This window comes from Micromonospora sp. NPDC002389 (genome assembly GCF_040296095.1).
Lineage (GTDB): Bacteria > Actinomycetota > Actinomycetes > Mycobacteriales > Micromonosporaceae > Micromonospora.
The window spans coordinates 19,145-31,193 of record NZ_JBEOWP010000015.1 but is presented as its reverse complement, the minus strand read 5'-3'; the positions used below and the strand labels follow the sequence as shown (position 1 = coordinate 31,193).

The 12,049-nt window shown below is 73.4% G+C and carries 11 protein-coding genes; 3 read left to right on the top strand and 8 right to left on the bottom strand.

Annotated features, from left to right (window positions below; genetic code table 11):
• Positions 1-16 precede the first annotated feature (16 nt).
• Positions 17-1,093 carry an RDD family protein gene (locus tag ABT008_RS24675; RefSeq protein ID WP_350698840.1) on the top strand — a complete coding sequence of 359 codons (1,077 nt, stop codon included), beginning with the start codon at positions 17-19 and terminating at the stop codon, positions 1,091-1,093.
• The gene (locus ABT008_RS24670) at positions 1,093-1,251 is read left to right on the top strand and encodes a hypothetical protein (RefSeq protein WP_350698838.1); all 159 of its coding nucleotides are present in this window, start codon (positions 1,093-1,095) and stop codon (positions 1,249-1,251) included. The genes ABT008_RS24675 and ABT008_RS24670 overlap by 1 nt, the downstream gene beginning before the upstream one ends.
• Positions 1,252-1,392: 141 nt before the next feature.
• Here the strand turns inward: ABT008_RS24670 and ahcY are convergent, their stop codons facing one another.
• The 7 genes from ahcY to ABT008_RS24635 all read right to left on the bottom strand — a co-directional run bounded on the left by ahcY (position 1,393) and on the right by ABT008_RS24635 (position 9,115).
• The gene (gene ahcY / locus ABT008_RS24665; RefSeq protein WP_350698837.1) at positions 1,393-2,919 is read right to left on the bottom strand and encodes an adenosylhomocysteinase; all 1,527 of its coding nucleotides are present in this window, start codon (positions 2,917-2,919) and stop codon (positions 1,393-1,395) included.
• Between the two features lie 292 nt (positions 2,920-3,211).
• On the bottom strand, positions 3,212-4,375 hold the full coding sequence (manA, locus tag ABT008_RS24660) for a mannose-6-phosphate isomerase, class I (protein ID WP_350698835.1): 1,164 nt from the start codon (positions 4,373-4,375) through the stop codon (positions 3,212-3,214).
• A gap of 3 nt (positions 4,376-4,378) precedes the next feature.
• Positions 4,379-5,332, bottom strand: coding sequence for a cation diffusion facilitator family transporter (locus tag ABT008_RS24655; protein WP_350698834.1), 954 nt, complete (start codon positions 5,330-5,332; stop codon positions 4,379-4,381).
• Between the two features lie 79 nt (positions 5,333-5,411).
• Positions 5,412-6,608 carry an SIS domain-containing protein gene (locus ABT008_RS24650; protein WP_350698832.1) on the bottom strand — a complete coding sequence of 399 codons (1,197 nt, stop codon included), beginning with the start codon at positions 6,606-6,608 and terminating at the stop codon, positions 5,412-5,414.
• Positions 6,605-6,787, bottom strand: a complete 183-nt coding sequence (locus tag ABT008_RS24645) for a Trm112 family protein (RefSeq protein WP_350698830.1) — start codon at positions 6,785-6,787, stop codon at positions 6,605-6,607. The genes ABT008_RS24650 and ABT008_RS24645 overlap by 4 nt, the downstream gene beginning before the upstream one ends.
• Before the next feature lie 62 nt (positions 6,788-6,849).
• On the bottom strand, positions 6,850-8,229 hold the full coding sequence (locus ABT008_RS24640; protein ID WP_350698829.1) for a phosphomannomutase/phosphoglucomutase: 1,380 nt from the start codon (positions 8,227-8,229) through the stop codon (positions 6,850-6,852).
• 70 nt (positions 8,230-8,299) lie between these two features.
• Positions 8,300-9,115, bottom strand: a complete 816-nt coding sequence (locus ABT008_RS24635; RefSeq protein ID WP_350698827.1) for a hypothetical protein — start codon at positions 9,113-9,115, stop codon at positions 8,300-8,302.
• 222 nt (positions 9,116-9,337) lie between these two features.
• On the opposite strand from ABT008_RS24635, the gene ABT008_RS24630 reads away from it, so the two are divergent.
• Positions 9,338-10,570 (top strand): SUKH-3 domain-containing protein, encoded by a 1,233-nt coding sequence (locus ABT008_RS24630; RefSeq protein ID WP_350698825.1) that lies wholly within the window; start codon positions 9,338-9,340, stop codon positions 10,568-10,570.
• Between the two features lie 7 nt (positions 10,571-10,577).
• Here the strand turns inward: ABT008_RS24630 and ABT008_RS24625 are convergent, their stop codons facing one another.
• Positions 10,578-12,017: an aldehyde dehydrogenase family protein gene (locus ABT008_RS24625; RefSeq protein ID WP_350698823.1), complete on the bottom strand. Its 1,440-nt coding sequence runs from the start codon at positions 12,015-12,017 to the stop codon at positions 10,578-10,580.
• Positions 12,018-12,049: the final 32 nt, after the last annotated feature.

The following is a 12,049-nucleotide window of genomic DNA, read 5'->3' as shown; positions in this document are numbered from 1 at the left end:
AGTGTTCACTGTGCGGGTGAGCACAGCAGCATCGCGACCGTGGAACGCCCCGGCCTGGGGCGATGCCGAGCTGGTCAGCGGTGAGGCGGTGGAGCTGGACGTACGGGCCGCCCGGATCGGCTCCCGGGTGCTCGCGCTGCTGCTCGACGTGCTGATCCAACTCCTGTTCGGTCTGCTGCTGGCCGCGCTGGCCGGGTTGGGTCTGGCCGCGCTGCCGAACGGTGCGATCGACGCGGCCACCGAGCGGGCGCTGCTCACCATCGGGTTGGTGCTGCTGCTGGTGGGCTACCCGGTGCTGTTCGAGCGGCTCAACCACGGCCGTACCCCCGGCAAGGCGGCGGTGGGGTTGCGGGTGGTCAGTGTCGACGGCGCCCCGGTCGGGGTGCGCCAGTCACTGGCCCGGGCACTGGTCGGGGTGGCCGTCGAGTGGCCCGGTCTGGTGCTGCCGCTGCTGTCCTGGGTGGCCGGGGTGACGGTGATGCTCAGCGACTCCCGGGGACGGCGTCTCGGTGACCTGGTGGCGGGCACCATGGTCGTGCACACCCGCACCGCGACGTCCTGGCGTCCGGTCCCGGCCACCCTGCCGGCGTTGCGGGGCTGGGCGTACACGCTGGATCTGAGCCGGCTCGATCCGAAGCTGGCCCTGGCCACCCGGCAGTACCTGGCCCGGGCCCACCTGTTCACCGGTGCGGCCTCCGACGACCTGGCGCTGCGGTTGTGGCGGGAGGTCGCCACGGCGATCACCCCGCCGCCACCGGGCGGACTGCCGGCGGCGGTCTATCTGGCCGCCGTGCTCGGCGAACGGCACCGGCGGGCCCGGCACCGGCTCGCCGAGGAGCGGGTGCTCACCGCCGTGCTCTGGCCTCGGCTCGGCCTGCTGCCGGAGGCCGACCGGCCAGCCGGCCCGGCGAGCGCGCCGCTCGGCGTACCGTGGCCACGGCCCGCCGCCCCCGGGCATCCGGGCACCGTGGCGCCGGAACCGCCCCGCGCGCCGGTGCCGACCCAGAGCCAGCCGGCGGTACGACCGTCCACGGTCGCCGAGTCCGACCGGACTCCGGTGCCCGATGTCGAGCGCGCACCTGGGAGGCCGTGATGAGAGGTCTGTTGCCGTGGTTGGCCGTGCTCGGGCTGGTGCTGCTGCTCAGTGCGCTGCGGCTGCGCACCCTGGCGGCGGTGGTCTCGCTGACCTGGCTGGCCTGGTGCGTCTGGACCTGGGTCCGGCCCGCCCGCCGCCAGGACCGGCCCCGCTGACCGGGCGGGCCGTGCTGCGGCCGTGGGATTAGAAGTCCCCTGCGCCACCCACTGAGCTACGGGCACGCGGCGATTCGCCGCCCCGGAGACGAACGACCGGGCCGGGTCGACCTGAGGTCGACCCGGCCCGGTACGTGTCGGTCAGTAGCGGTAGTGCTCCGGCTTGAACGGCCCCTCCTGGCTAATGCCGAGGTACGCGGCCTGCTCCTTGCTGAGCGTGGTCAGCTTGGCGCCGAGCGCGCCCAGGTGCAGCCGGGCGACCTTCTCGTCCAGGTGCTTGGGCAGCACGTACACGCCGATCGGGTACTCGTCGGTCTTGGTGAACAGCTCGATCTGGGCGATCGTCTGGTTGGCGAACGAGTTCGACATCACGAAGCTCGGGTGCCCGGTGGCGTTGCCCAGGTTCAGCAGGCGGCCCTCGGAGAGCACGATGATCGAGTGCCCGTCGTCGAACGTCCAGAGGTCGACCTGCGGCTTGATGTTCTCCCGGGTGACGTCCGAGCGCTTGGCCAGACCGGCCATGTCGATCTCGTTGTCGAAGTGGCCGATGTTGCCGACGATGGCCTGGTGCTTCATCCGGGCCATGTGCTCGTTGGTGATGACGTCGAAGCAGCCGGTGGCGGTGATGAAGATGTCCGCCTGCTCGACCACGTCCTCCAGGGTGGCGACCTGGTAGCCGTCCATCGCCGCCTGGAGCGCGCAGATCGGGTCGACCTCGGTCACCACGACCCGGGCGCCCTGGCCGCGCAGCGACTCGGCGCATCCCTTGCCCACGTCGCCGTAGCCGAGCACGACCGCCATCTTGCCGCCGATCAGCACGTCGGTAGCGCGGTTGATGCCGTCGATGAGCGAGTGGCGGCAGCCGTACTTGTTGTCGAACTTGCTCTTGGTCACCGAGTCGTTGACGTTGATGGCCGGGAAGAGCAGCGTGCCGTTGCGGTGCATCTCGTAGAGCCGGTGCACACCGGTGGTGGTCTCCTCGGTCACGCCCTTGATGTCGGCCGCGATCCGGGTCCAGCGTCCGCCGTCCTCGGCGATCGTGCGGTGCAGCAGACCGAGGATGACCGCGTACTCCTCGGAGTCGGCGGACTCGACCGGCGGCACCGTGCCGGCCTTTTCGAACTCCGCGCCCTTGTGCACCAGCAGGGTGGCGTCACCGCCGTCGTCCAGGATCATGTTGGGGCCACCGACGGCTGCGCCGTCACCGCCAGCAGAGCCGTCCGGCCACGCGAGCGCCTTTTCGGTGCACCACCAGTACTCCTCCAGGGTCTCGCCCTTCCAGGCGTAGACCGGAACACCGGACGGGGCGTCGGGGGTGCCGTCCGGGCCGACCACGATCGCGGCGGCGGCGTGGTCCTGGGTGGAGAAGATGTTGCAGGACGCCCAGCGGACCTGCGCGCCGAGCGCGACCAGGGTCTCGATCAGGACGGCGGTCTGGATCGTCATGTGCAGCGAGCCGGTGATCCGTGCGCCCGCGAGCGGCTGCGCCTCGGCGAACTCACGACGGATCGCCATCAGGCCGGGCATCTCGTGCTCCGCGAGACGGATCTCCTTGCGCCCGAACTCGGCGAGCGACAGGTCCGCCACCTTGTAGTCGCCCTCGGCGAGGGAACGCGGGCGGGCCTCGGACGACGTTCCGTTGCCGGACGCCGGGAGGGTGCTGGTCATGAAAGCTCCTGTCGGACGATGGTGCTGCGCAACCACCCACCTTACGCGCGCTGTCCGGTGCGGGACGGCCTGGTTGCGGACAGCACACGGGGCGGCCGGTCGTGGACGTGTGCCGCCCAGTCCCGCCCGCCCCGTGCATCCCCCCGGTTTGGTTCCCCCGCGCGTTCTCGGACCTTCGTCGCGATAACGCTGCGCACCCATAGAGTCACACTGCGCTAGATGCGAGTCAAGCGATTTCGGGAAAGTCGGACTTGCGAGTTCGGGTGACGGCGCGGATCCTGGTCCGTCGGAATCAGAGGGAGCCGGTCGAGGCGACGTAGATCTCGCCCGCACCGCGCACCGTCAGCGCACCGCCGTCGGCCGGCCCCACCGCCGCCCGCCCACGCCCCAGCGTCACCGGCGCGACGCCGTCGGCGACGGTGACCTCCCCGGAGGTGCAGAGCAGCACGCGCGGCCCCGGCACGGTGAGCGTCACCTCGGGCCGGTCGCCCCGCACGGTCACCCGGTGCAACGCGAAGTCCGGCACCGGCACCGGCCAGGTCACCACCCCGTCGGCAACCGGCCGGGACGACACCACGGGCTGGTCGAGCACCTCGAACCGGAGCACCCGCAGCAGTTCGGCCACGTCGACGTGCTTGCGGGTCAGGCCGCCGCGCAGCACGTTGTCGCTGGCCGCCATCACCTCCACCCCGGTGCCGCGCAGGTAGGCGTGCAGGTTGCCGGCCGGCATCCAGATCGCCTCGCCCTCGGCCAGCCGTACCCGGTTGAGCAGCAGGGCGACCAGCACCCCCGGGTCGTCCGGATAGGTCTGCGCCAGCATCGCCACCAGGTCGGCGTCCGGGCCGGTCACCGCCGCCGTCCGGGCCGCCGTCACCAGCCCGGCCCGCTCCGCCTCCGGCCAGGTCAGCAGCGCACGGACCGCCTCGGCCAGGCCCGCCGGCCCGGCACTCAACGCGTCCAGCACCGGCCGCAGCTCCGGTACGCCCAACCCGGCCAGCGCCTTGGCCGAGACCGCCGGGTCCCGGAACCCGCACAACGCCTCCATCGGCCCCAGCGCCACCAGCAACTCCGGCTTGTGGAACGGGTCGACGTAGTTGCGCGCACCGTCGACCTGGGCGTACTCGGCGGCATAACCGGCTCGGGCCTGCTCCGCGTCCGGGTGTGCCTGAAGGCTGAGCGGCGCCTGGGCCGCCAGCACCTTGAGCAGGAACGGCAGCCGTACCCCGAACCGGTCGATCGCCGGCTGGCCCAGCCACCGGGCCGGGTCGGCGGTGAGCACGTCGGTCAGCGTGGCCGGACCGTCCTCGCGCGACACGGTGGCCGGCGCGCCCGGGTGCGCGCCCAACCACAGCTCAGCCTCCGGCCCGTCACTGGGCACCGGCCGTCCCTGGAGCTCGGCGATCGCCGAGCGCGAGCCCCAGGCGTAGTCCTTGATCGGTCCGTGCAGCAGTTCCACCGGTCAGCTCTCCCGTCGACCGGACGCCTCCGCCGGCCCCGCATTCGCGTGATACACGTCCGGCTCCAGGTAGATCACCCGGGCCACCGGCACCGCGGCCCGGATCCGGGCCTCCACCGCGTCGATGTTCCGGGCCACCTCCTCGGCGGTCTCGCAGCGCGACACCGCGACCTTCGCGGCCACCAACAACTCCTCGGGGCCGAGGTAGAGGGTCTTCATGTGGATGATCCGCTCCACCTCCGGGCCGGCGGTGACCGCCTGCTCGATGGCGGCCACCTCGGTCGGTTCCGCACCCTCACCGAGCAGCAGGCTCTTGGTCTCGATCGCCAGCACCACCGCGATGGCCACCAGCAGCACCCCGATCATCGCGGTGCCCGCCGCGTCCCACCGACCGTCCCCGGTCGCCAGCGTCATGCCCACCCCGAACAGGGCGAAGACCAGACCGACCAGCGCGCCGAAGTCCTCCAGCAGCACCACCGGCAGCTCGGGCGCCTTGGAGCGGCGGATGAACCTGGTCCAGGACTCCCGCCCCCGGACCAGGTTCGACTCGACGATGGCGGTGCGGAAGGAGAACGACTCCAGCACGATGGCCACCAGCAGCACCGTCACCGGTACCCACTGCCAACTGGTGATGCCGTGCGGGTCGGACCACTTGTGCCAGGCTTCGTAGAGCGCGAAGAGACCACCGAGGCTGAACAGCACGATCGAGACCAGGAACGCGTAGACGTAGCGCTCCCGGCCGTAGCCGAAGGGGTGCTGCGGGGTGGCCGCCCGGCGGGCCCGCTTGCCGCCGAGCAGCAGCAGCGCCTGGTTGCCGGTGTCGGCGACCGAGTGGATCGACTCGGCCAGCATCGACGACGAGCTGGTCAGCAGGTACGCGACGAACTTCGTCACCGCGATGCCGAGATTGGCCAGCAGCGCCGCGACGATCGCCCGTGTGCCACCCTGGCTGCTCACGCCGTGGATCTCCCGCGGCGTGAGCAGCCGGTGCGAGGAGCCGGGCCACCGGGCCGGCCGGCTCGCTCGCTGCGCTCGCTCACTGGTTGGACAGCTCCTTCATCTCCGTGATCGCCGGCACCGCCATCGGGTCCAGGCCGTGCGCCAGCGCCAGGTAGATCGACGCGAAGTCGGGCACCGCCACCAGGGAGGCCAGACGCTCCAGCGCGGAGCCGCCCTCGGCGGTGACCACGTCGCACCGTACGCCACGTCGCTCGGCGAGGATCTGCACCGCCTCCGCGCGTCGCTCCTCGACCGCCAGCGGCTCGTCGGTGTCGTCCTCGGCGTTCAGGCCCCCGTCGCGCAGCAGGACCAGCCGCAGCCGGGTGTCCCCACCCTCGGAGTCGTCCGGGTCGGCGAAGATGTCCCGCTCCCCCTCGGCGAGGCCGCCGAACACACCGTCGAGCAGACCGACGCGGCCCCGGCCCGCCTCGCCGAGCGCCCCGGTGACCACCGGGTACCGGGCGTTGGCGGAGAGCGTGTCACCGAAACGGCGGGCGGCGACCGAGGCCAGCGGCGACGAGCCCCAGACGATCGGGATCGAGCCGGCCAGGCCGAGCGCCAGCGACTTCGCCGGGTTGACGAAGGACTCGGCGGTCGGGCGGCACCGGTCGGCGTCGGCGTCCAGCCGGGCCGCCGTCTCGGCCAGGTCCGCCTCGTTCACCTTGACCAGGCCGAGGGCCCGCGCGGCCATCAGGACCGGCACGGTGAGCCCCCAGAGGCTGGCTCGGGCCGGAGCCCGCCGGGGCACCGGGATGAACGGGGCACGGGCCCGCTCGGCCACCGAGTGCAGCGGTGAGTCCGGCGGGGCCACCGCGACCAGCCGGGCCCCACGGCGGTGGGCGGCCTCGGCCGCGCCGAGCGCCTCGGGGCTGCGCCCGGAGGCGCTGATCGCGATCACCACGTCGGCCGCGCCGACCCAGCCGGGTACGCCCGCGCTGCGGTGTGCGATGACCGGCACCGGGCAGCGTGGCCCGGCCACGGTGGCCAGCACGTCACCGGTACGCCCGGCCGTGCCGATGCCGGCGATGACGACCGCCCGGGGACGCCCGTCGTCGCCGAGGACCCCGAGGTTGGCCTCGGCGGCCAGCGCCGCCGACTCACGGACCTGAGCGCCGGCCGAGGCGGTGTGCCGCAGCATCCCGCCCGGATCCCGCTCGGCCAGCGCCTGCGGATCGTCGAGGAGCCGGTCGTCGGCGTGGCGGTGGCCGCTGACGCCGGCCGTTCCGTCGATCACGACCGCTCCGCGGGGCCGCGCGCCTCGTCCAGCAACAGCACCGGCACGTCGTCGCGGACCTCGAAGATCCGGCCGCACTCCGTGCAGGTCAGCGTCGCGGCCTGCGCGTCGTAGTCGAGCGGTGCATGGTGTGTGTCCGGGCAGGCGAGGATTTCCAGCAACTGCGGGTCGAGGGCCACTGCGCGGCTCCTTCCACGTATGCGGCTTCACCGATCGACGGTGCCGACCGGCGCGAGCGATCCTATCGGCGAACCACGGCCAGCACGTCGTCGCGCAGGGCGGTCATCCGCTCGGCGGTCGGTGCCTCCACGTTGAGCCGCAGCAACGGCTCGGTGTTGGAGGCACGCAGGTTGAGCCAGGCCCCGTCCGGGAAGCGCAGGGTGAGCCCGTCCAACTCGTCGACCTCGGCGTCCGGGTACGCGGCCCGCACCTCGGTCACCTTCGCGGCCTGGTCCCGTACGGTGGAGTTGATCTCCCCCGAGGCGACGTACCGCTCGTACTCGGCGGCCAGCGTGGACAGCGGCAGCGGCTGCTCGCCGAGCGCCGCCAGGGTGTGCATGGCGGCGAGCATCCCGGTGTCGGCGAACCAGAAGTCCCGGAAGTAGTAGTGCGCCGAGTGTTCGCCGCCGAAGACGGCGTTGGTGCGCGCCATCTCGGCCTTGATGAACGAGTGCCCCACCCGGGCCACCACCGGTTCGCCGCCGTGCTCCCGGATGATCTCCGGCACGGCCCGCGAGGTGATCAGATTGTGGATCACCGTGGAGCCCGGGTGCCGGGCCAGTTCCCGGGCCGCGACCAGCGCGGTGATCGCCGAGGGCGAGACCGGCTCGCCGCGCTCGTCGACCACGAAGCAGCGGTCCGCGTCACCGTCGAACGCCAACCCGATGTCGGCGCCGTGCGCCACCACCGCGCGTTGCAGGTCGACCAGGTTGGCCGGGTCGAGCGGGTTGGCCTCGTGGTTGGGGAAGGTGCCGTCCAGCTCGAAGTAGAGCGGCACGATGTGCAGCGGCAGCGCCGACAACGCGGCGTCGCCGAGCACGCTCGGCACGGTGTGCCCGCCCATGCCGTTGCCCGCGTCGACCACCACGGTCAGCGGACGGATGTCGGAGAGGTCCACCAGCGTGCGCAGGTGGGCGGCGTACGCGGCGAGCAGGTCCCGACGCTCGACCGGCGCGGTCGGCGCACCGAGCGGCTCGTCCTTGTCGAGCAGGGCCTGTGCCCGGTCCCGGACCTCGGCCAGCCCACTGTCCTGGCCGACCGGGCGGGCACCGGCGTGGCACATCTTGATGCCGTTGTACTGCGCCGGGTTGTGACTGGCGGTGAACATCGCCCCGGGCAGCCCGAGCGCACCGGAGGCGTAGTAGACCATGTCCGTCGAGGCGAGCCCGATCTCGATGACCGGGCGGCCCTCGGCGCGTACGCCGGTGGCGAAGGCCTCGGCCAGCTTGGGCCCGGTGGCCCGCATGTCGTGCCCGATCAGGACGGCCTCTCCGGTCGGGCCGGCCCCGTCGAGCATCTGCGCGAAGGCGGTGCCCAGGGCGCCGGCCACCCGCTCGTCCCACTGGTCCGGCACCGTCCCACGGACGTCGTAGGCCTTCACGATCTGGGACAGATCAGACACCGGTTCCACTCCTCGGCCGCAGGTCGGTCAACGCACCTGAGCGTAACGGAGCGCCGGGCCCCGTCCCGGCTCAGCCGGAGAGCCCGCGTCCCGGTTCGTCCCCGTCCCCGCCCTCGGGCCGTCCCGGCACCGCTGCCGAACCGGTCTGACCCGGTGTCGGCGACACCGGTGGAGCCGAGACCGGCGGGACCGCCGGAGGTGCCGAGACCGGGGGAACCGCAGGCGGTGCCGACACCGGTGGGACCATCGGCGGCGCGGAGACCGGCGGGACCATCGGCGGCGCCGACACCGGTGGCACGGCGGACCCGGTGGCGACCGGTGGCGACGTGCGGGGCTGGTCATCGGGCTCCGGCCGGGCGCCGTACAGACCGCCGGACGGGCGCGGCGACGCCGGGGCACCGTAGACCCGGGGCGCGGCGGGCCGGGCGCTGCCGTACACCTGGCCGGGGGACGCGGGCGGCACCGGCGGGACGCCCCAGCCGGACGGCGACGGTGGTGGGGCGACCGCACCCGGCGGCATCGGCGGCGCGACGACCGGGCCCGGCGGCACGGCACCCGGGCCCGGCGGCACCGACGCGGCACCGTGGCTCGCGCCGGAGCGGTAGGTGGTGCCACCCGGGTTGCGCGGCTGCGGGATCTCGACCCGGTCCCGACGCTGCCGCCGGTCCCTCCGGGACCGGACGATCAGAAACACGATGAGCAGAGCGCCGAGGGCGACCATGCCGATGCCGAAGTACATCACCGGCGATCCGCCGGAGGACTGGTTGACGGCCTGGACGGAGTGCGCCCAGTCTCCGGCGTGAGCCGGCGCGCCGCCGAGCACCACCATGCCGCCCAGGAACACGCAGAGCGTCGCGAGACGCGCCGTGTGGCGACGTACCGACATGACCACCCACCGTTCTTCCCCCTGACGGGGGACCGCGGTCAGGCTACTACCGGGGCACGACCTCGACCGGTCGGCGAACACTCCGCAGGTGTGCCGCATCACGCTGGCGCCGGTACGCCGAGGCGGCATCGGATCCCGCACCGCGCTCCGGCGCGACTCACCCTCGGTAAGAACGGCCGTACGCAGTGCCACGACGGCGGGCTCCTCCGGTAAGTTCCCGGTGTGATCGACCGCGAGCAGGCCGAGCAGATCGCTGCGGTGTGGGCGCGTCGCGACTCGTTACGCCTCGGGCACGAGTGTCGACCATCGGTCACCGAGTTCGACCTCGGTTACGTCATCACCTCCACGGTGTCCACGACAGCGCGGGCGCTCCCCGGTGACCTGCCGACCACGGTGGTCGACAAGCACACCGGTGAGGTGAGCACCTGGCCCCGGGTGGCGGCCGACGTGGTCGAGCGGCTCTACCGGCGCAGCCGTCCGAGCGGACCACCGGTGCCGCGGACCGTGGACCCGGCCGGTCAGCTCATGCGGGAGGTCCACCGGCTGCCCACTCCGACGGTCACCGCGCATCTCACCGTCGAGGGGCGGATCTTCACCGCCCAGGGCGCAAAGGGCGACCTGCCGCTGCGCCACCATCCGCTGCTCGACGCGTACCTGGACGGGCTGCCGGCCGGGCACCTGGTCCGTGGTGCCGAACGACACGCGGAGGTGGTGGTCGTCTCCGACGTGCTGCACCACTACGACCACCGACGCGCGGCCGAGGGCATCGCCCCGATGAGCCTGGGCGACGCCAAGGGTCTGCTGGCGCCGGCCCGCGCCGAGGTGTTCCGGGTCCGCGAGCCGGGTGACCCGCACGGCGGCCCGGCCGAGCGGCCCTGCGACTCGTGCCTGACCCTGCTGGTGGACTTCGCCGTCCTGCCGGACACCGCCCGGGACCAGGTCACGCCCAGCTCGCCCGGTCCGGCACCGGACCCGACCCCGGGTCGGTTCCCGCCGCAGGTCGCGTACGCCCTCGTCGCCGCAGGCTGGCGTCCGCACCAGGGGGACGAGGCGGCGGCGACCGCGACCCTCCGGGACGTCCGCGCGGTACGCGGCCGGACGCACGAGCACCCCGGCTTCCCCGCCGCGATCACCGCCCTCGCCGCGTTCGCGAACCTCTCCAGCAGGCTGCGCGGCCCGGGGCAGCAGGTCTGGATCTCCCCGTTCGACCTACGGGCGCGTCAGGTGGCGCACACCGCCGACTCGCTCGCCGACTTCGCGGCGGTGATCGGGGCACGGCTGTTCCCGATCGGCACCGAGGAGCAGCACAGCGTCCTCGCGGTGGACGAGCGGGGCCGCGTCTTCGCGCTGGACCAGGCCGGCGAGTGGTTCCTCGGTGCGGACCTCGACGCCGCCCTGGTCACCCTGCTGTCCGGTCACGCCCCGGCCCGGGTACGCGACGACGGCTCCTGGTGAGCCGGGTCTACAGCCGGATGCCGGTGAGGACGGTGACCCGGGGGTCGGTGTAGTCGTCCATGGCGCTGCGCAGCCCCTCCCGTCCCACCCCGCTCCCCTTCACCCCGCCGTACGGCATCTGGTCGGCCCGGTACGACGGCACGTCACCGACGATCACGCCGCCCACCTCCAGCGTCCGCGCCGCCGCGAAGGCGACGTCCAGCCTCCGGGTGAAGACACCGGCCTGGAGCCCGTACGCCGAGTCGTTGATCGCCGCGAAGCCGGCCTCGTCGTCGGTCACCCGGTCCACCACGAGCACCGGTCCGAACACCTCCTCGGCCCGGACCCTCGCCTGACGGGGCACCCCGCTCAGCACCGTCGGCGGGTACGTCGCCCCGGACCGCCGGCCACCGGTCTCGACAGCGGCCCCGCCCGTCACCGCCTCGTCCACCCACGCCTCCACCCGTCGGGCCGCTTCCTCGGAGACCAGCGGCCCCACGTCGGTGGACTCGTCGGACGGGTCACCGGTCCGCAGTTCCCGCACGGCGGCGACCAGTCGGGGCAGGAAGCCGTCGTAGAGCCACTCGTGCACGAAGACCCGCTGCACCGCGATGCAGGACTGCCCGGCCTGATAGTTGGAGAAGGTGGCGATCCGCTGCGCGGCGAAGGTGAGGTCGGCGTCCTCCGCCCAGTCCGCGCAGATCAGCGCCGCCGCGTTGCCGCCCAGTTCCAGCGTGACGTGCTTGTCCGGTGCGGCCCGGCGGACGGCCGCGCCGACCGGGCCGGAGCCGGTGAACGAGACGACCGGCAGCCGGGGGTCGGTGACCAGCTCGGCGGCGCGGTCGTTGGGCAGCGGCAGCACCGAGAACATCCCGGCCGGCAGGTCGGTCTCGGCCAGGATCTCGCCGAGCAGCAGGGCGGTGAGCGGGGTGGCCGGGGCCGGTTTGACCACCACCGGCGCGCCGACCGCGACGGCCGGGGCGACCTTGTGCGCCACCAGGTTCAGCGGGAAGTTGAACGGGGTGATGCCCAGCACCGGGCCCTTCGGCACCCGCCGCACCAGGGCGATGCGGCCGGTGGCGGCCGGGTCGGTGTCGAGCCGTTGCAGCTCGCCGGAGAAGCGCCGGGCCTCCTCGGCGGCCCACCGGAAGGTGGAGACCGCGCGGCCCACCTCGGCCCGGGCCCACTTGACCGGCTTGCCGTTCTCGGCGGTGATCAGCGCGGCCACCTCCTCGGCCCGCTCGGCGAGCCGGCGCGAGACGTGGTCCAGCGCCGTGGCGCGGGCGTGCGCGGGCAGTTCGGCGGCGGCCGCGGCCACCTCGGCCGCCGCCGACACGGCGGCCTCGACCTGCTCGGCGGTGGCGAGGGTGGTACGCCCCACCGCCCGGCCGTCGTACGGGTGGTGCACGGTCAGCTCCCCGGCACCGTGGGCGGGACGGCCGGCGACGAAGAACGGGGTGGGTTCCACGTATCGCAGCGTAACCCCGGCAGTCGCCCACG

Bases quoted from the DNA above. Each gene is read 5' to 3' on its own strand.
- ahcY (WP_350698837.1), bottom strand. From the start codon at position 2,919: ATGACCAGCACCCTCCCGGCGTCCGGCAACGGAACGTCGTCCGAGGCC.
- ABT008_RS24635 (WP_350698827.1), bottom strand. From the start codon at position 9,115: ATGTCGGTACGTCGCCACACGGCGCGTCTCGCGACGCTCTGCGTGTTC.
- ABT008_RS24670 (WP_350698838.1), top strand. From the start codon at position 1,093: ATGAGAGGTCTGTTGCCGTGGTTGGCCGTGCTCGGGCTGGTGCTGCTG.